Genomic DNA, 23,280 nt, shown 5'->3' with positions numbered 1-23,280 from the left:
CGTTCGCCCCCGCCTCGTCAGCCTCCCTCCAGGCACCGTTTCATCTCATCGTTCAACGCCCCCATCTCCAGCGGTTTGGACACATAGCCGTCAAACCCCTGGGAGAGAAAATTTCCCCGGTCCTCCTTGAGGGCATGGGCCGTCAGGGCAATAATCGGGACATGCCCCCCCCTGGCCGCTTCTCGCCCGCGGATGACGGCGGTCGCCTCGATACCGTCCATGCCCGGCATCTGCACATCCATCAGGATCATGTCGAAGGAGCCGTTTTCCCATTTCTCCACCGCTTCCCTGCCGTCCTGGGCCGAATCCAGGATATGACCCATCTTTTGCAAAATCCTGACGGTAAACATGCGGCTGATCTCCTGATCCTCCACCAAAAGGATACGCAGGGGCGAACCTCCCCATGCCGAAGGAGACCCCCCGGCCTTGCGGTCACGGGGCAACGGCCGGGGCTGGTTGACCATGAACGGGATCGTCACCTGGAACAGGCTGCCGCCTCCCGCGAGACGTTCAACCCCGATGCTTCCACCCATGAGGTCCACGAACCCCTTGCTGATGGAAAGCCCGAGCCCGGTCCCGCCGAACCTGCGGGTGGTGGATGAATCCGCCTGGCTGAAGGGGGCGAAGATCTTGTCCATGGCGCTCTCGTCGATGCCGATGCCGGTGTCCGCGACACTGATCCGGATGAGAGCGGTGGTGTCGCGGGCTTCCAGCAGGGCTGCCGACACCCTGATCTCGCCACGTTCCGTAAACTTGACGGCATTGCCGATCAGATTGACCAGGATTTGTCTCAGCCGCAGTTGGTCCCCGGTCAGGGCGTCCGGTACCTGGGCGGGGATGTCGGTCTTCAGCGTCAGTCCCTTGGCACGGAGGCTCGCCATGTGGACCTTCACGGATTCGCCGATGCACCCCCGCAGACTGAAAGGGATCAACTCCAGCACGACCTTCCCGGCCTCGACCTTGGAGAGGTCCAGTATGTCGTTGATGAGCGACAGGAGATTTGCCGAGGAGACATGAATGCAATCCAGATATTCGCGCTGCTCGTCGTTCAACTCCGTCATCTTCAGCAAGCTGGTCATGCCCACGATACCGTTTATGGGCGTCCTGATCTCGTGGCTCATATTGGCCAAAAACTCGCTCTTGGCGCGGCTGGCGGCCTCGGCCTGCTCCTTGGCGACCCCGAGCTCCTCCTCCTGCCGCTTGCGGCCGGTGATATCCTCGGTGGAGATCACGATGCCGCTTACCGCCCCCGTGGCGTCCCGCCACGGCCGAATCTCCCAGCGCAGCCACTGCACCGATCCGTCGGCCCGAACGAAACGGTCGGCCTCCTCCCGCAACACTTCGCCCGCCAGCCCGCGCCGGTGATCCTCCTTCCAGCGTTCGGGTATCTCGGGAAAAACCTCGTAGTGGGACAGACCGACCAGGTCGCGCTCCCCCAGACCGTAATCGCTCCGCCAACGACGGCTCACGTACAGATAACGCATGTCCCGGTCGAACATGGCCAGGGCTGCCGGGGCATGCTCTATGAAAAGTCGCAGCCGCTCCTCGCTCTCCCGCAGGGCGTTTTCCGCCCTTTTGCGCGCGCCGATGTCGACGATGGTCCCCACCATGCGCGCCGGCTTGCCCTGCTCATCATAAGCGACGACCGTGCCCCGCCCTTCGATCCATCTGACCGTGCCGTCCTTCGAGATCATCCGGTACTCGATCAGGGAAATGGCGCAGTTACCCCGGAGGTATTCCTTAATGGCCTCGAAGACCCGCTGACGGTCGTCGGGATGGATAATCGACTTGAAAAAACGGCTGTCGAAGACCGTGTCATCGGGAGAGCAGCCCACCAGTTCGCAGTAGCGCGGGCTCAGGTACACCCGGTCTGTCGCCAGGTCCCAATCCCAGAAGCCTTCGTTGGAAACGGTCAGAATCAGGTCGCTACGGTCGATTGCCATATGATTCTCCCCGCATTGGCCGCCGGAACGGCGGTTCCCGGCGCTACGCTCCATCCGTTTCTCGTGTCCTGCGCGGTTGGTCGTGGGAGGTAATTCCATGCTATTTTGACCGATGCCGGGGCGCGGCGACGCGGGCGAAGGCCTGCATCAAGGAGCCGCAACGACGGCAGCGGTCGGAAGAGCCGGACTTATGAGTACGAACTAACGCGCAGGACACAAGTATACCGTATAAAATCAATATGGAAACATGGGGGATCCGAACTGGTGCCGGACGAAACAGGGCCAGCCGTCCGGACGTGGTTCAGGCGCCTTTTTGCCGGGTGAAAAAAGACTGTTTCGCGCCCCCAACTGGCGTGTTACATTTTTTATAGCGCACCGGAATTACGTTGAAGTTCATGATTTCGTCATGTAGAAAGAATGGCTATGAACGCGACGGGGCAGGTTAAAATTTTGGGAGGGGGACCGGCAACGACAGGGGGGCGGACTCCCCGTGCTTGCAGGCCGGGTGGGGGCACCCAGCCCCTGTGTGATGTCATGAAACGACTTTTCGCCTACCTGATCCTGGTCGTCGGACTTGCCGCAGCCTTGCCGGCTACAGCCGCCGACCTGGTCGTATCCCGTGCCGCCCTGGAGGACAAGGCCGCTACCCTGACGATCTCCGACGTTGTGGGGCGCGACTTCGTGCCGGTCGGGGCCACCCTGTCCAGAGGGGTCAGCAACTCCGCGTTCTGGATTCGTCTGCGCGTTCAGGCGCCCGCTGAGGGCAGCCGGGTGGTATTGTTCATCCGCCAGCCTTTTCTCAACGAAATCCGCCTCTACGAGGCCGATGCAGGCGACCCGCGGAGCTGGAGGACGCGGGTAACCGGCAACTACTACCCATACGGCGAGCGCGACCGCGCCAGGAACTCCCTCGGCTTCATCGTCAACGTACCGCCTTCCGGGGCGACCTTTTACCTGCGCCTCAAGACCAGGAGCGCGTCCCAGTTGAGCGTGTCGGCCCTGACCCCGGACGAAGCGGACCGGCAGGACACCAGGTTCGACCTGATGGAGGTGATTTTCGTCACCGCCATGTTGTTGCTGTTCCTCTGGGCGGCCCAGAGCTATCTGCTGGACCGGCAGCCGGTGGTGGGCCTGTTTGCCCTCCATCAGGCCATGTACACCCTGTTCGGCGTCGCCATCACCGGCTATCTGGCCCCCTTTATCCCGGCCGGCTTTCCCCGGCTGGCGGAGTGGAGCACCGCCGGCCCTTACTGCGCGGTCAGCTTCACCACCCTGCTCTTCTGCCGCGCGCTGTTCAAGCCCTATGAGCCTCCGCCGCTGCTGATGCGCGGCCTCGACCTGTTCCTGCTGGTCTTTCCCCTGGAACTGGCGGCCATGGCCCTGGGTTACACCCCCGCAACCATGGTCGTCAACGCCATTTTGATCAGGATTTCATGGTGGTATTTCATCGTCATGGCCTTTACCCTCCGCAAGGAGCACGCGCCGAGCCGGCGCGTGCTGCAACTCGTCTTTGTCACCGTCACGCTCGTCTTTACGGTATTCTGGTTTACCAGCCGCAGCAGCCAGGCGGGAACGAACATCAACATCGGCAGGCAGGTGTTGATCGTCAACGGCATGTTCATCGGCTGCCTGTTCGCCATGGTACTGAACGCGCGTCTGCGCAGGTTGCTCCAGGAAGCGCAGCAATCAGCCATGGAACTCATCCTGACCCAGAAAACCCTGGAACTCGAGCGCACCCTCAAGGAAGAGGCCGAGCTTCAGGCGCGCACCGACTACCTGACCGGCATGTTCAACCGTCGCCACTTCATCGAACTGGCCGACCATGAACTGGCACGCGCCCTGCGCTACCGGAGGCCCCTGTCACTCCTCATGATCGACATCGACCGGTTCAAGACGGTCAACGACACGTGGGGACACAGTACCGGGGATACGGTACTCCAGGAGGTATCGCTACTGATCCGGGAGGCGATGCGCGACGCGGACATCGTAGGCCGCATGGGGGGCGAAGAGTTCGCCGCCCTGTTGGTCGAAACGGACACGGAGCAGGCCATGCAGGTAGCGCAACGGCTCTGCGCGGCGGTGGCGGACGCGGTCATCGTCTCGCCCCAGGATGTCCCGGTGCAGGTCACCATCTCCCTGGGACTAGCCGGGTTGAAGGGGCGCAACATCAATTTCGACCGGTTGCTGCACGAGGCTGACATGGCCCTGTACCGCGCCAAGCAGGAGGGGCGCAACAGGATCGCGTACAGCGATTAGGAGTTGGCGAAAGGGTCAGGTCGGCTCCATCCCCTGTCCCTGATTGACGAAAAGGTACCGGGACACGGTCCGGGCGCCTTTTTTGTCATGCAAAAACAACCGGTTTTGCGCATGTCACAAGAAATGTGAATATTTTTAACACACTGTAATTACGTTGAAATTTATGATCTATCAGTGTAGTTACATGGTAGAGATTCCTGAAACGGAGAAACGGGTTTTCACCGTTCACAAGGCTCCCACCTTTTTGGAGGAAGTATATGCGCAACCTGCTCTGGTCAGGTTTTTTCATGATACTGCTGCTGTCCGGCTGCGGCTGGGACGGGACCGCATCGCGTGAGAACGACGTCACCCCCCTCACCGCCATCACGATCACCGCCGACTACTCCACCATCGCCCTGAACACCTCCGTCAAGCTCAAGGCAACCGGCAATTTCTCGGGTTACTACACCAAGGATATCAGCGACCAGGTGGCCTGGACCAGCGCTACGCCCACCGTGGCGGCGTTCGTGACCACGGCCAACCCGAGCCGGGTGACCGGCAAGGGCGCGGGGAGTTCCGTCCTGACCGCGACCATGGGGGGCGTGTCGGCCACCTTCAATCTGACCGTGAGTTCGGCCACCGTCACCTCCGTTACGGTCTCCCCAGCCGCCCCGACCCTTGCCAAGGGGCTGACCAAGCAGTTCACGGCCACCGGCATCTTCTCGGACGCCACCACCCAGGACCTGACCTTCGATGCCGCCTGGACCTCCAGCGACACGACGGCGGCGACCATCAGCGACGTTGCCGACGACACCAAGGGGCTGGCCACCGCCCTGGCCGCCGGCACCACGACCATCAGCGCCACCTTCGGCGGCATCAGCGGCTCGACGCTCCTCACCACCACGGCGCCGGTGCTGCAATCCATCGCGATCACGCCTGACACCCCCACGGTCCTCTCCCTGTCCAGCGTGACCTTTACGGCCATCGGCACCTATTCTGACGGGACGACCCCCGACATAACCAGCCAGGTCACCTGGGCCTCGTCCAGTACGAACGTGGCGCCCGCGCCCACTGCCGGGACCACCGTAACCTCCGCCCCCGGTACCACCACCATCAGCGCCGCCTTGGACAACGTCAGCGGGACAACCACCCTCAAGGTGACGGGGGGCACCCTGAGCAGCATCAGCATCTCCCCCAACAGCCAGACCCTCGTCAAGGGAACCCTGGGACGCATCAGCGCCACCGGCGTCTTCAGCGACGGCAGTTCGCGGGACATCACCGGGGCGCTCACTTGGACGGTTGACAACACAAACCGCGCCTCCCTGACCACGCCGTCGGGCAATGTGATGTGGGCCAACGCCCTGGCGAGCGGCGGCGTCACCATCACGGCCAAATCCGCCTCCCTGAGCAAGACGGCCTCTCTGACGGTCACCGCCCCGTCGCTCAATCACCTTGAAATCGCCCCGATCAGCCTCGCCCTTACCAAAGGAACCACCGGCCGCTTCACCGTGACCGCAATCTTTAACGACGGCACGTCCCAGGACGTGACCGACAGCGCCACAACCGGCAGTCCCACCACCTGGAGTTCAAACAACACCTCCGTCGCCACGGTCGGCGCCACCGGGCTGGCGAGCGGCCAAGTCGGTGCCGTGGCTGCGGGCACCGCCACCATCACCGCCAACTATGGCGGCACGAATATCACGGGGAGCGTTACGGTTACGGCTAAGACCCTCAAGAGCCTGGCCATCTACCCGAGCAGTACGACGACTCTGTCCATCGGCGTCGCCACAGCCTTCACCGCGACGGCCACCTACACCGATGCCACCACCGCGGATGTGACCAAGGACACCACCTGGACGGTCTCCGACGCCAATGTGGCCATCCCGGCGGACAGCCAGCAACTACAGGGGCAGATCATGGGGGTCAACAGCGGCACGGCGACCCTCACCGCCACGTTCGACGGCAAGACCGCCACGGCCGTGAACTTGAAGGTGCCCTAGTGTCCGATACCAACATTTATGAAGGAAGAGATGGCATGAAACGAACCTGCCGGATAATAATCGCCCTCTGCCTGCCGCTTCTGTTCTGCGGCCCGGCCTGGGCCGTGCACTCGGGCCCCTATGCGGGGGCCTTTCTGGGCGGCAACGCCCTGATATCCGCCAAGGCTTCCGACAGCCAGGGGGACTTCGGCCTCACATTCAATCCCGGCCTACTGGGCAGCGCCGTTCTGGGATGGGACTTCGAACCGGGCAACACCGCGGGCGAGGGGCGCATCGAGCTTGAGTACAGCCACCGAACCAACCGGCTCGACAAAGCCAAATTTGCCGAGGGGAGCGTCCCGGGAAGCGGCAGCGTGACGGCTGATAGCCTGCTGATCAACTTCTACGGCGTCTTCCACGACGTGGACCGGTCGTGGTCGCCCTATGTCGGGGCCGGTCTCGGCGCCGCCCGCGTCGTGACCTCGGACCTGACGGTAACCGGCCAGCCTTTCAGCGGCGACTCGACCTTTGTCTTCGCCTACCAGGTGGGCGCGGGGATCGATTATGCGCTGACGGACCGGCTGAGCCTGGACCTGGGCTACCGCTTCTTCGGCAGCACCCGCCCCAAGTTCAGCGAGGCCAGCGGACCGGCCTTCACGATGGATTATTACAACCACAGCGTAGTTATCGGTCTGAGGGTGGGGTTCTGAGGGAGGAGTTATAGGAACTATGGGACTTATGGGACCAATAGGACTTATGAGACTTATGAGATCTTTATAAGTCCTATTGGTCCTATAAGTCCTATAAGTCCCATAAAACACCCTCTGCCTTGCAACCTGCTTACGAATTTACTCCCCGGTGTAACGGAGATGCACAGCAATGGATTTGGTTCAAAGCACATACCGGAAGCGAAAGAAACTGTACCTTGTGCTGCTGGCAAGCGTGGTTGCCCTTGTCGTCGTCTTTCGCCTGACCGCCCCGCCCGCCGGGCAGGCCTCCTTCCAGGCCAACCTGCTGAAGTTGGCCTGTCTGGCCGTGATTCTTCTTGTCGCCCGGAATATCTTCCGCTGCCCCAACTGCGAGGCGCGCCTGGCCCCGGCATTCTATTCCACATGGTTCAGGCTGCGCACTTGCCCAAAGTGCGGGGCGAAGCTGACGGAAGATTGAATCATCCGCGCCGCCGCCTGACGAGGGTCGAACCCCATGTTCATCTTTTGCCTCGAACTCCATCTGGACCTGCCCGCCCGCTCCCTCAAGGAGAAGCGCGGCATCGTCAAGAGCATCCTGGGGCGCTGCCGCAACCGCTTCAATACGGCCTGCGCCGAGGTGGACCGCCAGGACGCTCCCGGTGCGGCGGTGCTGGCGTTCGTGACGGTCAGCCCGGACAAGGTCATTGCCCGGCAGGTGCTGGAACGCGTCGAGGATTGGGTCTACGAGGGATGGCCGGACGTGGAGATAACGGCCTCCGACATCAGCGAGGTGTGAATATCCGGGCGGGAAGGAAATAAGTGCTATATTGACACTGCGCTTCATGCAGGGTATATTTAAATCTTATTTCAAATACTTATATTGCATGGACCGTATAACGGGCCGTGCCGGACCACCAACCCCCTATGCCTGATCAACCGGTTGACAATCAGGGCCAAAATACGCTGACACACCTGACCAAACTGGGGTCGAACCTCCTCGATCTGATCGTGAGGCGGTTCTCCGACCCCAGAACGGCCCGCCGGAACAGGTTTATCCTGCTCTTTACGACCACACTCCTGCTCACGATCATCCTGCTGCCCGGCCAGCGTTTCCGCTCCGCCGAATTCAAGCCGGGGGACATCGCCACCTCCGATATCCGCGCCGCCCAGGATTTTCTGGTTGAAGACCGCCCCCTGACCGAACAGCGCCGCAAGGAGGCCGGCAACAATGCGCCGGTCGTCTATAACCTGAGCGACCGCGTCCCCTCCATTATCATCGGCAAGCTCGAACAGGTCGTGGGCGCCGTCCGCAAGGAGCGCACGGCCAAAAGCCAGAAAAATACGGAAGAGTGGCGCGCCCTGTTCCTCCCGCTCCTGGACACGGAGCTGAGCGAAGCGGAGATCCGCGCCTTCACCCGCATCGCCGCCGACCGGGTCTTCCTGGCGGACGCCGGCCGCATGGTGAACGAACTGTACCGGCGCCGGATCGTCCTCGACGGCAAGGCCTTCCAGACCGACACCCGCAGGGGCGTCGAGTTCATCGACGACAACGGCAGGCTGGTCGAGGACAGCGACGCAACCATCGATTTTACCGAGATCAGGGAAGCACGCAAGCTGGTTGCCTCCTGGCAGTTTTCCGGCCTGAACGACCGCGCCGACGGGAACGCCATTGCCCGCGTGATCGCCCGCATCCTCCTGCCGAACCTGTTCTATAACCGCGAGGCGTCGGAGGCCCGGGCCAAGGCGGCCATGGAGGCGGTCAGGCCGGTCCTCTTCAAGGTCCAGAGGGGTGAAATGATCGTCCGGGTCGGGGAGCGGATCAGTCCCGAACAGGCCCACAAGCTGCAAACGATCTTTCAGGAGAACAACAGCGGCAACCGCTACTACTCGGCCGTCGGCATCTTCGCCCTGATCCTGGTGCTGTTCTATTTCCCGTACCGGTTCGCCCTGAAGAACATCCGCAAGTTCAACCCGACCAACAAGGACATCCTGATCATATCGCTTCTGGTTACCGGCAGCTTCCTCCTCTTCAAGATTGCACTCCTGATTGCCCACAACATCGGGCCGGTCTTCCCGGACATCGACATCAACAGCTTCTTTTACCTGTTCCCCTTTGCCGCCGGCCCCATGATCGTGCGCATCTTCATCAACTCGGAGGTGGCGCTGGTCTACTGCGCGATCCTGGCCCCCCTCCTGGGAATCATGTTCGACAGCAACATGTCGGTGGTGATCTATGCCCTGCTGGGGAGCATCGTGGGAGCACACGGGGTGCGCCAGTGTTCGGACCGGAGCACCATCTACACCGCAGGCCTGAAGGTGTCGGTGGTCAACCTGGCCATGGCCCTGGCCTTTCAGACCTCCAGCGCCACCGTCTTCAGCATGCAGACGGTCTATGTGGTCTTTTTCGCCCTGGTGAGCGGCGTATTGAGCGCGGGCCTCGTTTCCGGCTTCATTCCGCTCATCGAGACGCTCTTCCACTACACCACCGACATCAAGCTCCTGGAGCTGGCCAACCTCAACTCGCCCATGCTGCGGGACCTGATGGTGCGGGCTCCGGGGACCTATCACCATAGCGTGGTGGTGGGCAACCTGGTGGAGTCCGCGGCCGAGGCCATCAACGCCAATCCCCTGCTGGCAAGGGTTTCCGCCTATTACCACGACATCGGCAAGATTTCCAAACCGCTCTATTTCATCGAAAACCTGGGGGGCGAGGAGAATCGCCACGACAAGCTGACCCCGAGCATGAGCGCCCTGATCCTGATATCACATATCAAGGAGGGGTCCGAGATGGCCCGGGAACGGCACCTGGGGCAACCGATCATGGACATCATCCGCCAGCACCACGGCACCGGGCTGATCAAATTCTTCTATGACCGGGCCAAGACCCAGGCCGAGGCCAACGGCCAGACGGTGGAGGAGCAGGATTTCCGCTACCCCGGCCCCAAGCCCCAGACCCGGGAAGCCGGCATCGTCATGCTGGCCGACTGCGTCGAGGCGGCGTCCCGCACCCTGGTCAACCCCACCCCCGACCGCATCCAGGGGATGGTGCAGAAGATCATCAACAATATCTTCATGGACGGCCAGCTTGAGGAATGCGAACTGACCCTCAAGAACCTCCACGAGATCGCCAAAAGCTTCAACCGCATCTTAAACGGCATCTTCCACCACCGGATCGATTACCCGGAGCCGGTCTACAAGGGCGGCGGCGGGTCCAAAAAGGTCGAGCATAAAACCATCTCCGGCGAACACGCCAAGCCGGGAAACGGAGACGCAACGAGTGCTGATACAACTGAACAACCGCCAGCGGCGGCACCGGATCATGGCGCCCCGGCTAAGAAAGGCGGCGGAGAGGATCTTAAGCGCCTTGGCATGTCCTGAGGAGACCGAGCTGTCCGTCTCCATCGTGGGCGATCGGGCCATCCGCATCATCAATCGGGAGTACCTGGCCAAGGATCGGCCCACCAACGTCATCTCCTTCTCGCTCCAGGAAGGGGAATACGCCGGCATTGCCCCCCACGCCCTGGGAGACGTGGTCATCTCGGCGGACACCGCCGCGCGGGAGGCCGCGGAAGCGGACATGACGACCTTCGAGCGCCTCAGTTTCCTGCTGTTGCACGGCATCCTGCACCTGTGCGGTTACGACCACGAGCGGAGCGGCGAGGCCGAGGCGGCGCGCATGGAAAAGAAGGAGAGTGAGCTATTCGGTCTTCTGAAGAAGGAAGGGTTCCTGAACCCGTAAAACCGGACCGGTTCATCGACTCGGTCAACTGCGCCATCGAGGGGATCATCCACGCGGCCCGCACCGAGCGGCACATGCGCAACCACTTCATCGCCGCCGCGGTGGTGCTGCTGGCGGCGCTGTTCCTGCGGGTGAACCCCGTGGAGTTCGCCCTCCTGGCGCTCTCGATCCTGTTCGTGCTCTTTGCCGAACTGCTCAACACGGCGGTGGAGGCGGTGGTGGACCTGGTTTCGCCCGGCTACAACCATCTGGCCAGGATAGCGAAGGACACCGCGGCCGGGGCGGTGCTGGTGGCCGCCTGCGGGGCCGCCATCATGGGCTACCTGATCCTGGCCAAGTACATTCTGCCGCTCTACGGGGAGGTTCTCGCAATGTTCGGCGCACCCTCGGATATCGGTACCATGGTTGCGATCCTGATCGTCATCATCGTGGTGATCATGCTCAAGGGGCTGACCGGCAAGGGGACCCCCCTGCACGGCGGGGCGCCCAGCGGCCATGCCGCGGTCGCCTTCTCCATCGCCACGGCGGCATCCCTCAACTCACGGGACCCGCTGATCTCGCTGCTCTCCATCGCCCTGGCGCTGATGGTCAGCCATTCCCGGCTGTTCATGCGCATCCATACCATGAGCGAGGTGGTGATGGGCTCATGCCTCGGGGCGGGGATCACCCTGATTGTTCTGTTTTTGTTTAAACTGCTTGGATAGCTATAAATTATTGAAAAACCCCAGGCTGTTCAAAAATAGTCAGATCGTCGCATCCGCAGAAGGCCCTTACGTGCGGCGTATAATTATGCGTGAGCATAATTATCGGTGACGGAGCGATAGCGTAGTCATCCCGTTTAGCGGGACGCCGATAGGCGCTAAGATGGCTGTTTTTCAACAACCTGCCGAAGGAGGAGAAGGAAGTGGAAGAAGGCGGCAGTAGGAAGTCCGGATTCATCGAGCTGGTAAGCCGGTTCGTGACCGGACGCAAAAAGATCACCGAAGAAGAGATTCACGACTTTATCGAGGCCAGCGAGGAAGAGGGGCTCGTCAACGAGGAGGAGAGCGAGATGATCCGCTCCATCTTCTCCCTGAGGACGACGGTGGTGCGCGAGATCATGGTGCCCCGCACCGACATGGCCTGCGTACCGGTGGAAGCCACCATCCCCGAGCTTCTGGAAACCATCATCGCCTGCGGCCACTCCCGCATCCCGGTCTTTGAGAACACCATGGACAACATCATCGGCCTGCTCTACGCCAAGGACCTGCTCAAGTTCTGGGGCGACAACCGGGAAGGGCTCCAGGTGCGCGCCATCATGCGGCCCCCTTACTTCATCCCCGAGACCAAGGAGCTGGAACAACTGCTTCAGGAGTTCAAGCGCAAGCGGGTCCACCTGGCCATCGTCATCGACGAATACGGCGGCACCTCGGGGCTGATCACCATCGAAGACCTCCTGGAGCAGATCGTGGGTGACATCCAGGACGAATACGACCGGGAGGAGGCGCTCTTCACCGCCAACGACGACGGCTCCATCACCGCCGACGCCCGCATGCCGGTGGAAGACCTGGAAGACCACTTCGACGTGGAGATCGAACGGGACAAGTTCGACACCGTGGGGGGCCTGATCTTCCACCTGGCCGGCAAGATCCCTGCCATCGGCGACACCGTGGAGGGCTCCGGCCTGAGCCTGACCATCCTGGATGCCGACGAACGCAAGGTCAAACAAGTCCGTATCGCACGTCTGGACGCCACCGGCAAAGAGCAGGGTGACGAGTGACCATTTCCAGTCTGCGTACCCATGCGGCGGCGTTCTTCGACCGGCCCGGCCTTCTGGCCATGGTTTCCGGCGTCCTGATCGCCCTTTCCTTCCCCACGGCCGGGCTCTCCTTCCTGGCCTGGGTCGCCCTGATACCGCTTCTGATCTCCCTGGAAGGGGCATCCCTGCGCCGGGCCTTTCGCCTGGGCTTTACCTGCGGCCTGGCCGCTTACGCCCTCATCCTCTACTGGATCAATATCGTCGTCACCCATTTCGGCCATCTCCCCTGGGCGGTCAGCATCCCGCTCTACCTCTTCCTGGCGTCCTGGCTGGCCCTGTTTTACGGCCTGGCCACCCTGATCGCCTGCTATGGGAAGCAGGGGGGGATCAAGCCGGTCTTCACCCTGCCGGTTGCCTGGGTGGCGCTGGATTTCCTCCGTTCCTTCCTGCTCACCGGCTTTCCCTGGGCCATGCTGGGGCACTCGCAGTACCGCATCCTGCCCCTGATCCAGATTGCCGACCTGACCGGCGTCTACGGCATCACCCTGTTGATCGTGCTGACCAACGTGGTCCTGTACCGGGTGCTGCGGGCGGTTTCCGGGGCAGGGGTCCCCTACCCCGTCAAAAGCGCTTTGCTGCTTCTGGTGCTGTTCACCGCCACCCTCTTCTACGGTTTCTACCGCCTGAACGTGGAGGAGGCGGCCGCGGGTCCGGCGCTCAGGGTGGCCCTGATCCAGGGGAACATCGACCAGGACGTCAAGTGGAGCCCGGCCTTTCAGGAACGGACCATGGAGATCTACGAGCGGCTCACCCGCGAGGCCGCCAAGGGCGGCGTCGACCTGGTGGTCTGGCCGGAGAGCGCCGTGCCGTTCTTCTTCCAGGACGAAGTGCGGCAGGCGGAGCGGATACGCACCCTGGCGCGCGAGACCAACGCCTATATCCTCTTCGGCAGCCCGGCCCATGAGTTGCGCGACGGCAGCCGAACCTTTCTCAACAGCGCCTTCGTCGTTGCCCCCAACGGCGAAACCATCGGCCGGGGAGACAAACTGCACCTGGTCCCCTTTGGCGAATACGTGCCGCTCAAGGGCCTGCTCCCCTTCGTCAACAAGCTGGTGGTGGGGATCGGCGATTTCTCCCCCGGCGAACACGCCGCCCCGCTGGACGTGGGCAAGACCCGGGCCGGGCTTCTGGTCTGCTACGAGGGGATCTTTCCGGAGCTGGCCCGGGAGTACGTGAACAACGGCGCCCGCATCCTGGTGAACATCACCAACGACGCCTGGTACGGCCGTTCGTCGGCCCCCTACCAGCACTTTTCCATCGCGGTGTTCCGCGCCGTGGAGACCCGGACGCCGCTGGTCCGGGCCGCCAATACCGGCATAACCGCCATCATCGACCAGAACGGCCATATCCGCTCCATGAGCAACCTCTTCGAGGAGGACTTCCGCACCGGAGAGATCAAGCCGGGCAACGGGGATTCCCTGTACCTGAAAATAGGCGACGCACCGGCCTGGTTATGTGCTATCCTGACCCTGGGCGTGGTGCTGTTGGCCTGGTTCAGGCGGGAGAAGCAGCCAGAGCGGAAAGACTGACATCTGCCACAGAGACACGGAGACACGGAGGTTCACAGAGAAAAGCAAAAGGCGTCTTTTGGGTAAAACCATCGTCGGGGAACGTTGTTTTTTTGCCTGTCTTACTCCTGGTTTTCTCTGTGTCTCCGTGGCAGATGTGCTTTAAATAATCATCAAGGAGTACGAAAACATGTTTCGTGAAGAAGTAGCCAAAATGCAGGACTTTGAGGAACGGATCGCCAAACTTCGGGGGTCTCTTTGACATAGATGACAAGCGGGAGGCGCTCCAGGAGATCGAGGCCCAGATCGCGGCGCCCGGTTTCTGGGACGCGATGGACAAATCCCAGGAGGTGCTCCGCAAGCGCACCGCCCTGGAAAAGCTCCTCCAGAGCTGGGACACCCTCACCCGGCAACTGGACGACGTGCGGGTGATGATCGAGTTGGGTGAAGAGGTCCAGGACGAGGCGACCCTTGCCGAGGTGCGGGAGATGAACAACCGCCTGCAGCAGGGGGTCGAGGCGGCCGAGTTCCAGCGCATGCTCTCCGGCACCCATGACCGCAACTCCTGCTTCCTTTCCATCAACCCGGGGGCCGGGGGGACGGAATCCCAGGACTGGGCCGAGATGCTCTTGCGCATGTACCTGCGCTATTGCGAAAAGAAGGGGTGGAAGACCACCATCACCGATTACCAGGCCGGCGACGAGGCGGGGATCAAATCGGCCACCTTCAGCGTCAGCGGCGAGTACGCCTACGGCCACCTCAAGGCCGAAGCGGGCATCCACCGCCTGGTGCGCATCTCGCCCTTCGACAGCAATGCCCGTCGCCACACCTCCTTTGCCTCGGTCTACGCCTTTCCCGAGATCGAGGAAGAGGACATCAGCATCAAGATCTCCGACTCGGACCTGCGGGTGGACACGTACCGGTCCAGCGGCTCCGGCGGTCAGCACGTCAACACCACCGACTCGGCGGTGCGCATCACCCACCTGCCCACCGGCATCGTGGTGGCCTGCCAGAGCGAACGGAGCCAGATCCTCAACCGGGCCACGGCCATGAAGGTGTTGCGCGCCAAACTGTACGAGCGGGAGGTGGAGGAGCGGAACGCCAAGGCCTCGGAGATCGCCGCGGAAAAGAAGGAGATCGGCTGGGGAAGCCAGATCCGCTCCTACGTGCTCCACCCCTACAAGATGGTCAAGGACCTGCGGACCGGGGTGGAATCGGGCAACCCGGACGCGGTTCTGGACGGGGCCCTGGAGGATTTCGTGGTGGCCTACCTCATGGGGGTGCGCCGCCAGACCGCCGATGTGGAGTAGAGTGCCCCGGTCCACGACAAAAAAAAAGCCGTTCCCCGGCGCTGACCGGAGAACGGCTTTTTACTGGCAATTACTTGTATAACGGGCCGGACCTAGACCTTGGCGCTCACCGAAGGATCGGAGTACATCATGAGGTCTTCCGTGCGCGCAACCATCACCGGCGGCGTCTGGTACACCAGATTATTGGTGCGGTCCATAAACTTGATACGCAGTTCGCCCTTCGAATTGTAGACGAACAGCACGGCGCCGACCCTGCCGATGGTCTTGTCGGCCCCTTGCTTGGAGCCGTTCCCGGTGGTGTCCCGGACCTGCCCCTGCAACGTGACCGTATCGGCTGCGGCGGATTTCGCGTCAGTGCCGACCGTACGGCTATCCGTGGCGGAAGTGGCGGTGTCGGCCCCAATGGACATAACGGAGAGAACCGTCGCTGCGCCGGTTGCCGTTGCTGTGCCCCCTGTTGTTACCGGATAGGTAGTCATGGTGTTTCCCTCCTTCAGAGCAAGGGCGGATAAACGTAAACTTTAATTAATAATATCCTTTCTTTATCATATTACAAATAGCAATTTACCGCAATTGTTTTTTTAAATTTTATCGGGACAGCCACGAGGGCCGTCGGGGTGCCACGCCTGCATACAACACGGCGGGTACGCAGTCCGGGACAAAAAGTTCTTTACTCGCGCCGGTCAATTATGGATACTAGCTTCATCGACCTTTTTCATATCACAAACCAAGACCATCTTCGAGCCATGCCCTTTACCTTCAAACCAGCCATTATCGTTGTGCTCGGCCTGTCCCTCCTTCTCGGGACCGGCTGTGTGCATGCGGCGCCATCTTCGGGGCTCAACCGTCTCGGCTACGCCATCCAGATGGGCGCCTTCGCCGACGTGAAAAACGCGGAGCGCTTTACCGCAGCCCTCCAGAAGAAGGGGATCGAGGCCTTTTACTTCCGCAAGGATAACGGCATCTATGCCGTGCGCTTCGGCGATTTCGCCACCAGGGAGAAGGCCCGGACCGCGGCCAGAAAACTGGTGGCCGACCGCATGATAAACAGCTTCTACATCGCACCTCCCCACCAAATCGTCTTTACCGGCCCCAGGGAGGCGGGGTGGCAAAAACCGCCCGCGGAAGAACTTACCCCCCCCCGTGCCGCCGAAGTCCCCAAGACTCCCAAGGACAGGGGGAAAACAGGAGAGCGGGGGGAGAGCATCCGGCAGAAGTCTGCGCGGAGTTCCGGGGACATGGGCGCCATTGCCGCCCGCACCGCCGAACGCTTCGTGGGCATTCCCTACCGCTGGGGCGGGGAGAACGTGGTGGACGGCATGGATTGCAGCGGCTTTGTGCGGGCGGTCTACAACCTGTGCGGCCTCAGCATCCCCCGAACCTCGCGGGACCAGTTCAAGGCGGGCGACCCGGTGCGGAAGGATGACCTGCGGGACGGCGATCTGCTCTTTTTCGGGTCATCGGCCGACAGCATCAACCACGTGGGCATCTACGTGGGCAACGGCAGGTTCGTGCACGCTCCCCGCCGCGGCGAGGACATCAAGGTGTCCGGCGTGGACGAGAGCTACTTCGAGCGGCGCTTCGTCGGCGCACGCAGGTATTTTCAATAGACGGGAACGAGACAGGCGGTTTGCCACAGAGCCGCTGAGACACGGAGAAAAGCAGACGTAAGGCAAGCATAAACAGAGACTCGTGATGACGGTTTACCGCAAAAAAGCTTTTTGCTTTTCTCTGTGGACCTCCGTGCCTCCGTGTCTCTGTGGCGTATGTCAGCCTTTCCATGGCATATGTTTTTTCCGGAGTTATTTGCGAACAAGTTCTACAACCACGAGGTTTTATCATGGCATTCATCAAACCGTTCCGGGCGTTGCGCCCCCCCAAGGACCTGGCCGACAAGGTGGCGGCCCTCCCCTACGACGTGATGAACGTGGAAGAGGCCTGCCGCATGGCGGCCGGCAATCCGAACAGCTTTCTCCACGTCTCCCGGCCCGAGATCGACCTCCCGGCCGATATCGATCCCCACGACGAACCGGTCTACGTGCAGGGGAAAAAGAACCTGGACGAATTCATCCGGCGCGGCATCCTGGTCCAGGACGACCGCGAATGCTTCTACGTCTACCGCCAGCGCATGGGAGAGATTACCCAGACCGGGCTGGTGGCCTGCACCAGCGTGGACGACTACCAGTCCGGCGTGATCAAGAAACACGAACTCACCAGGGCCGACAAGGAGGACGACCGGGTCAAGCACATCGACTACCTGGACGCCAACGATGAGCCGGTCTTCTACATCTCCCGCTCCGACGCGGAGATCGAGGCGATCATCGCGGGGATTGCCGACGCCCCCCCCGAATACGACTTCACCACCGACGACGGTGTCGGCCACACCCTCTGGATCGTGGCCGATCAGGCGTCGATCGCCCGGTTGACCGGCCTGTTCGCGGCCGTTCCCCGCCTGTACGTGGCCGACGGCCATCACCGCAGCGCCGCAGCCGGAAGGGTGCGGGAACTGCGCCGGGAAAAGAATCCGGGCCACACCGGCCGTGAGGAATACAACACCTTCCTGACCGTCATCTTCCCCGAAAGCCAGCTCAACATCATGCCCTACAACCGGGCCGTAAAAGACCTGAACGGCCAAAGCCCGGCGGAGTTCGTAACCAGGGTGGAGGAGAGCTTCAAGGTCCTCCCCTCCCCGGTCCCGGTCGTACCGTGCGAGCGCCACCAGTTCGGCATGTACCTGAACGGCCACTGGTACCAGCTCCACGCCCGCGACACCATTGTGGACGAGTCGGACACGGTGGGCCGCCTGGACGTGTCGATCCTCCAGAGCCGCCTGCTGGAACCGGACCTGGGCATCGGCAATCCCCGCACCGACAAGCGCATCCATTTCGTCGGCGGCATCCGGGGGAACGAGGAACTGGAAAAACTGGTGGATTCGGGCGAGTATGCCGTGGCCTTCTCCCTGTACCCCACCTCCATCGGCGAACTGATCGAACTGGCCGACCAGGACCGGATCATGCCGCCCAAATCCACCTGGTTCGAGCCCAAACTGCGCAGCGGCCTCTTCGTGCACCTGCTCTCCTGACGGGACCGGTTATGTTCCGGCACGCTGCGGAAGCGGTCAGGGAAGCCCAGGTCTTCATCATCACCGCCGGCGCGGGGATGGGGGTGGATTCCGGCCTGCCCGACTTCCGCGGCGACCGGGGTTTCTGGACCGCCTATCCCCCCTATGCCCGGTTGGGCATCTCCTTCATCGATGCGGCCAATCCCGAGCATTTCGACCGCGACCCGGCCTTCGGCTGGGGCTTTTACGGCCACCGCACCAACCTGTACCGCGCCACCGTTCCCCACGAAGGTTTCGCCATCATGCGGGGCTGGATCGAGCGCAACCGGGCCGCCTCCTTCGTGGTCACCTCCAACGTGGACGGCCAGTTCCAGAAAGCCGGCTACCCGGAGGAGTCCATCCTTGAGGTCCACGGCTCCATCCACTGGCTCCAGTGCACCACGCCGTGCAACCGGCGCATCTGGGCCAACCGGGAGGAGATCCCGGTCAACCCGGAAACCATGCGGGCCCGCTCCATCCCCCGCTGCATCTCCTGCCGCACCGTGAGCCGCCCCAATATCCTCATGTTCGGGGATTACGCCTGGCTTCCCGAACGGACCACGGCCCAGGAGCGGCGCTTCGCGCGGTTCCGGGAGGAATGCCGCGGCAGGCGCACCGTCGTGATCGAACTGGGGGCCGGTGGGGCCATCCCCACCATCCGCCGCACGTCGGAGCGGCTCGGCGACGAGCCCCATACCACGGTGATCCGCATCAATCCACGGGAAGCGGAGATCGACGCCCCCCACCTGTCCCTCCCCTGCGGCGCCCTTGAAGCCCTGCGGCGCATCGGGGAATTCCTCTGAAGCCGTTCGCGGCAACCGTTCCCTCTCCCCCTATTCCTCTGGATATTTTTTCTCATTAAGGGTATAAGTCATTGAATGTGTGATTATCTGCCGCAAAAAGGAACCGGTGATGTTCAAAAGACCGCTGCCTGAGGAAACCCGTTATACGATCATCCTGATCGCCGCCGTGATCGTGCTCCCCATCCTGTTCTTCTCCCTCAACAAGTATTACAACTCGACCCCATCGGCGCTCAGCTCCGGCAAAGACAAGGAAAAAACCGTGATCGTCTCGGAGGCCGAAAAGGCCGACATCCTCACCAAGGCGACCGCCAAGCCGGTCGCCGCCACCGTGCGCGACGCCTTGAGCCAGGGGGACTACTCCACCGCCCACCTGGAACTGAGCAGGCTCCCCAAGGATTCACCGGAATACGAGAAACTCAGCAAGCAACTGGCCGCGGACCCCCGCGCCCGCAAGCTGCCCGGCGTCCGGAAAGAAGCCGATACCACCCAGAGTCCCGTGCGCTATCTCGACGAATCGACGCCCCACGACCGGTTCAGCGATGGCCTCTACCTCTACCTTGTCGAGGTTTCCGGCAGCGTCTGGCCGAGGTTCTGCATCCAGTCGGTCGGCAAACAGGCGCTGGATATCACCGCCTTCCGGATCAAGGCGGGCGTCAGGACCTACACCATACCGGCCACGGCCATCAAGCAGGAAAAGTCCACCGGCAAGGTAGCCGAGTATTACGACGTTCCGGTGGACCAGCTTTCCTATGACGTCATGCTCGCCCTGATCAAGACGCGCAAGGCATCCCTCACCTACATCGGGAAGTCGGGCGAGCGGGTCCGGGCAATCACGGACGACGAGATAAAGGGGCTGACCAGGATGATGCACGCCTATACCGCCCTGGGCGGCAGTTTCGCTTTCGTCCAACACGAGAGCGGAGGCCTGACCGGTGCTACGCACGACAAATCCGCCGCAGCGACGCGGAAACGCGGGGAAAACCGGGAACAAGGCACACAAAAATAACGAATTCCGCTGTTGGCGTTCCCCTGTGAGGTGATGCCTTCCCCTGTGCCCCTGCGGCGGATGTCGATCATGGCGGTCGTCGGCCCCGCGCTTTTCTCCGTACCCTGTTGTTCCACGGCCCGGCTACCGGTTTGAAATTAAATTATTGTTATTTTTTCGCCCACTGGGGTAATGTTTGCCGACAGCGGCAGACATCGGGCCGCCGGCTTGCCCGCCATGTCCCGGCATGGCGTGTTTTCAGCGCAACAAGCCCAAAATCATGCCATGCGGCGACCTTCTCCAGGAGGCGTATGAACTCCATGAAACCCAGCCCCGTTATCGCTCGCGTCCTGCGGTTCTTCGCACTATCGTTCCTCTTCCTCCCTGCCGCCACCTGCATCGCCTCCCCCCAGGGAAACCGCGTCTCCCCCAAATCGATCCGCGTCGTCATGGACAATAATTACCCGCCGTATGTCTTTAAAGATGACCGGGGACAGTTGAAAGGCATAACGATCGACCAGTGGGCTCTTTGGGAGAAGAGGACCGGTATCCGTGTCGAGATAACCGGAACCGACTGGAACGAGGCCCAACGGAGGATGGAGGCGGGCGAGTTCGATGTGATCGACACGATCTTCCGCAATGCGAAGCGCGAAAAAATATACGACTTTACCAAACCCTACGCGATTATCCCCGTGCCGCTGTTCTTCCATAAAGACATCTCCGGCATCAGCGGGCCTGACGATGCCAGGGGATTCATGGTGGCCGCCAAGGCCGGCGGCAATGTCCTTGACGTTCTCCGAAAACACGGCGTCACCGACATCGCGGAATACCCCAGTTACGAGAAGATCATCGAGGCGGCCCGCGACGGCAAGGTGAAGGTATTTACCGTCGACCGCCCTCCGGCTTTATATTATTTGAACAAAATGGGTATTCAGGATCGTTTTCGGGAGACCGCGCCGCTCTATAACGGAGAATTTCACCGCGCGGTGCCCAAGGGCAGGAGCGACCTCTTGGCGACGGTCGAGAAAGGCTTTGCGGACATCACGCCGGCCGAATACCGCGCCATCGACAAGAAGTGGTTGGGGACACCGCTCAGCGTCTCGCCCTATTTCCGTTATGTGGGCTATTCCGCCCTGGCGATCGCCGCCCTCGTGGCCGGGCTGCTGGTGTGGCTGAGATTGCTGAAGAGGGCCGTATCCCTTAAAACCCAGGAGCTCTCGGAGAGCGAGGAGCAATTACGGGCCTTTATGGACAACGCTTCGGCGGTGATCTTCATGAAGGACATACACGGCCGCTATCTTCATGTGAACCCGCTGTACGAAGAATTGTTTAACGCAACGAGCACGACCATCAAGGGAAAGACCGACTTCGACATCTTCCCCCATGATCAGGCCGCCCAGTTGGTCAAAAACGACCGGATGGTCATGGAGAGCGGCCGGCCCTTGAAGATCGAGGAGGTTGTGGAGCAGGACGACGGCCCCCACACCTACCTGTCCGCCAAATTTCCGCTTAAAAGAGTCTCGGGGGAAATATATGCCGTCTGCGGAATATCCACCGACATAACCGAACTGAAGCGGGCCCACGGGAAGATCAACAGGAGTGAAGAGCGCTTCCGCGCCATCATGTCCCTGTCCCCGGACATCATCAGCATTGTCCGCAAAGATGGGGTTTTCCTATACAAATCGCCGTCGGCGGAGCAGATCCACGGGTATGCCCAGGACGAGATGCTTGGGCGCCCGGTCTTTGACCTCATTCACCCGGAGGACCGGGAAAACGTCGAGCGCGTCTTCAGCGAACTCCTGAAAAATCCCGAGAAGATCGCCAGCGTGCAGTACCGGCACAGCAACAAGGACGGCAGCTACATCTGGATGGAATCCTACGCGTGCAACCAACTTGCCAACCCCCACATAGACGGGATCATCGTCATATCGAGAAACATCGAGGACCGGAAAAAGGTCGAGAGCGAACGCCTGAAGCTGGAGCAGCAACTCCTCCACGCCCAGAAGCTTGAAAGCCTGGGGGTATTGGCCGGCGGCATCGCCCACGATTTCAACAACATCCTGATGACCATCATGGGCAACGCCGACCTGGCCCTGATGCGCATGGCCCCCGAATCCCCCGCCGTCGACAACCTGCGCCGGATAGAAAATGCCGCCGCCCAGGCCGCCGATCTGGCCAAGCAGATGCTTGCCTATTCCGGCAAGGGAAAATTCATTGTCGAGCATATCGACCTGAATTCCCTGCTGAAAGAGATGCTGCACATGCTTGAGGTCTCCATCTCCAAGAGCGCCGTCTTACGTCTCAACCTCGCCAAGGACCTGCCGCTCGTGGAAGCCGACGTCACCCAGATGCGCCAGATCATCATGAACCTGGTGATCAACGCCTCCGAGGCCATCGGCGACACCAGCGGCGTCATCGCCATCACCACCGGGTGCATGGAGTGCGATGCCGGTTATTTGAGAGACGCCTGGCTCGACGAAGACGTCGCCGAAGGGCACTATGCCTATCTGGAAATTGCCGACACCGGCTGCGGCATGAACAAGGAGACCCTCGCCAAGATCTTCGACCCCTTTTTCACTACCAAGTTCACCGGTCGCGGCCTCGGCATGGCCGCCGTCCTCGGTATCCTGCGCGGGCACAAAGGCGCCATCAAGGTTTACAGCGAACCCGGCAAGGGGACCACCTTCAAAATCCTCCTGCCGGTCAGCAACCAGCCTGCCAAAGGGTTCAGCCGCGACAGCCGCCGGGACGACTGGCACGGCGAAGGAAAGGTCCTGCTCGTGGATGACGATGAAACCATCTGCAGCATCGGGGCGGAAATGCTTGAAGAACTGGGTTTCAGCACCGCCACCGCCAAAGACGGCAGAGAGGCGGTGGCCCTCTTCAAAGAGACCCCCGGCATCGCTTTCGTCATTCTGGACCTGACCATGCCGCACATGAACGGCGAGCAGTGTTTCCGGGAACTCAGGCGCATACAGCCCGACGTGAAGGTGATCATGTCCAGCGGCTACAACGAGCAGGAGGTTACCCAGAAGTTCGTGGGCAAGGGATTGGCGGGGTTCATCCAGAAACCCTACCGGCTGTCGGCGCTGAGAGAGGTCATACAGAAGATGTGAGCGGGGAGAGGCGTGTGTCGCAGAGACGCTAAAAAACCGTAAAAGGATTACCACAGAACTCCCGCACCCGAAAAA

Annotated in this window: 18 protein-coding genes; 16 read left to right on the top strand and 2 right to left on the bottom strand. The window is 61.5% G+C overall.

Features of this window, described 5'->3' with window-relative positions; genetic code table 11:
- Nucleotides 1-17: 17 nt before the first annotated feature.
- Entirely contained in the window at nucleotides 18-1,943 is a 1,926-nt protein-coding gene (locus LDN12_RS17175) for a PAS domain S-box protein (RefSeq protein WP_223923869.1), read from the bottom strand.
- 534 nt (nucleotides 1,944-2,477) lie between these two features.
- On the opposite strand from LDN12_RS17175, the gene LDN12_RS17170 reads away from it, so the two are divergent.
- The 11 genes from LDN12_RS17170 (at nucleotide 2,478) to prfB (ending at nucleotide 15,201) form a co-directional block, all read left to right on the top strand.
- On the top strand, nucleotides 2,478-4,199 hold the full coding sequence (locus LDN12_RS17170; RefSeq protein ID WP_223923868.1) for a diguanylate cyclase: 1,722 nt from the start codon (nucleotides 2,478-2,480) through the stop codon (nucleotides 4,197-4,199).
- Between the two features lie 257 nt (nucleotides 4,200-4,456).
- Complete coding sequence (locus LDN12_RS17165; protein ID WP_223923867.1) at nucleotides 4,457-6,178, top strand: Ig-like domain-containing protein; 1,722 nt, start codon at nucleotides 4,457-4,459, stop codon at nucleotides 6,176-6,178.
- 35 nt (nucleotides 6,179-6,213) lie between these two features.
- The gene (locus tag LDN12_RS17160) at nucleotides 6,214-6,867 is read left to right on the top strand and encodes an outer membrane protein (protein WP_223923866.1); all 654 of its coding nucleotides are present in this window, start codon (nucleotides 6,214-6,216) and stop codon (nucleotides 6,865-6,867) included.
- Nucleotides 6,868-7,036: 169 nt separating this feature from the next.
- Nucleotides 7,037-7,324: a hypothetical protein gene (locus tag LDN12_RS17155; RefSeq protein WP_223923865.1), complete on the top strand. Its 288-nt coding sequence runs from the start codon at nucleotides 7,037-7,039 to the stop codon at nucleotides 7,322-7,324.
- Nucleotides 7,325-7,360: 36 nt separating this feature from the next.
- Nucleotides 7,361-7,642: a DUF503 domain-containing protein gene (locus LDN12_RS17150; protein ID WP_223923864.1), complete on the top strand. Its 282-nt coding sequence runs from the start codon at nucleotides 7,361-7,363 to the stop codon at nucleotides 7,640-7,642.
- Nucleotides 7,643-7,770: 128 nt separating this feature from the next.
- Complete coding sequence (locus LDN12_RS17145) at nucleotides 7,771-10,224, top strand: HD family phosphohydrolase (RefSeq protein ID WP_223923863.1); 2,454 nt, start codon at nucleotides 7,771-7,773, stop codon at nucleotides 10,222-10,224.
- Nucleotides 10,211-10,585, top strand: a complete 375-nt coding sequence (gene ybeY / locus LDN12_RS17140) for an rRNA maturation RNase YbeY (RefSeq protein ID WP_238482118.1) — start codon at nucleotides 10,211-10,213, stop codon at nucleotides 10,583-10,585. Before LDN12_RS17145 ends, ybeY begins: the two co-directional genes overlap by 14 nt.
- Complete coding sequence (locus LDN12_RS17135) at nucleotides 10,546-11,289, top strand: diacylglycerol kinase (RefSeq protein WP_223924102.1); 744 nt, start codon at nucleotides 10,546-10,548, stop codon at nucleotides 11,287-11,289. Before ybeY ends, LDN12_RS17135 begins: the two co-directional genes overlap by 40 nt.
- Before the next feature lie 200 nt (nucleotides 11,290-11,489).
- On the top strand, nucleotides 11,490-12,344 hold the full coding sequence (locus LDN12_RS17130; protein ID WP_223923861.1) for a hemolysin family protein: 855 nt from the start codon (nucleotides 11,490-11,492) through the stop codon (nucleotides 12,342-12,344).
- 59 nt (nucleotides 12,345-12,403) lie between these two features.
- Nucleotides 12,404-13,912, top strand: a complete 1,509-nt coding sequence (gene lnt / locus LDN12_RS17125; RefSeq protein WP_223924101.1) for an apolipoprotein N-acyltransferase — start codon at nucleotides 12,404-12,406, stop codon at nucleotides 13,910-13,912.
- Nucleotides 13,913-14,081: 169 nt separating this feature from the next.
- Nucleotides 14,082-15,201, top strand: a protein-coding gene (gene prfB, locus LDN12_RS17120; protein WP_223923860.1) for a peptide chain release factor 2 whose coding sequence is annotated in 2 segments (ribosomal slippage) — nucleotides 14,082-14,150 and nucleotides 14,152-15,201 — 1,119 coding nt in all. Because the reading frame shifts where the segments join, the coding sequence is not laid out codon by codon here.
- Between the two features lie 92 nt (nucleotides 15,202-15,293).
- Here prfB and LDN12_RS17115 read toward each other — a convergent pair.
- Nucleotides 15,294-15,680, bottom strand: coding sequence for a hypothetical protein (locus LDN12_RS17115; protein ID WP_223923859.1), 387 nt, complete (start codon nucleotides 15,678-15,680; stop codon nucleotides 15,294-15,296).
- Nucleotides 15,681-15,947: 267 nt separating this feature from the next.
- Here LDN12_RS17115 and LDN12_RS17110 point away from each other — a divergent pair, with 267 nt between their 5' ends.
- The 5 genes from LDN12_RS17110 to LDN12_RS17090 all read left to right on the top strand — a co-directional run bounded on the left by LDN12_RS17110 (nucleotide 15,948) and on the right by LDN12_RS17090 (nucleotide 23,205).
- Nucleotides 15,948-16,811 (top strand): NlpC/P60 family protein, encoded by an 864-nt coding sequence (locus LDN12_RS17110; protein ID WP_223923858.1) that lies wholly within the window; start codon nucleotides 15,948-15,950, stop codon nucleotides 16,809-16,811.
- Between the two features lie 230 nt (nucleotides 16,812-17,041).
- Complete coding sequence (locus LDN12_RS17105; RefSeq protein ID WP_223923857.1) at nucleotides 17,042-18,283, top strand: DUF1015 domain-containing protein; 1,242 nt, start codon at nucleotides 17,042-17,044, stop codon at nucleotides 18,281-18,283.
- A gap of 11 nt (nucleotides 18,284-18,294) precedes the next feature.
- Nucleotides 18,295-19,104: a Sir2 family NAD-dependent protein deacetylase gene (locus LDN12_RS17100; protein ID WP_223923856.1), complete on the top strand. Its 810-nt coding sequence runs from the start codon at nucleotides 18,295-18,297 to the stop codon at nucleotides 19,102-19,104.
- Between the two features lie 109 nt (nucleotides 19,105-19,213).
- Nucleotides 19,214-20,110, top strand: coding sequence for a hypothetical protein (locus tag LDN12_RS17095; protein WP_223923855.1), 897 nt, complete (start codon nucleotides 19,214-19,216; stop codon nucleotides 20,108-20,110).
- 299 nt (nucleotides 20,111-20,409) lie between these two features.
- Nucleotides 20,410-23,205, top strand: coding sequence for a PAS domain S-box protein (locus LDN12_RS17090; RefSeq protein WP_223923854.1), 2,796 nt, complete (start codon nucleotides 20,410-20,412; stop codon nucleotides 23,203-23,205).
- Nucleotides 23,206-23,280 lie beyond the last annotated feature (75 nt).

Origin of the sequence: Geobacter sp. AOG2, from assembly GCF_019972295.1 — a bacterium.
Classification (GTDB): domain Bacteria; phylum Desulfobacterota; class Desulfuromonadia; order Geobacterales; family Pseudopelobacteraceae; genus Oryzomonas.
Note: the sequence above shows the minus strand (reverse complement) of the source record. Positions and strands in the feature narration are given on the sequence as shown.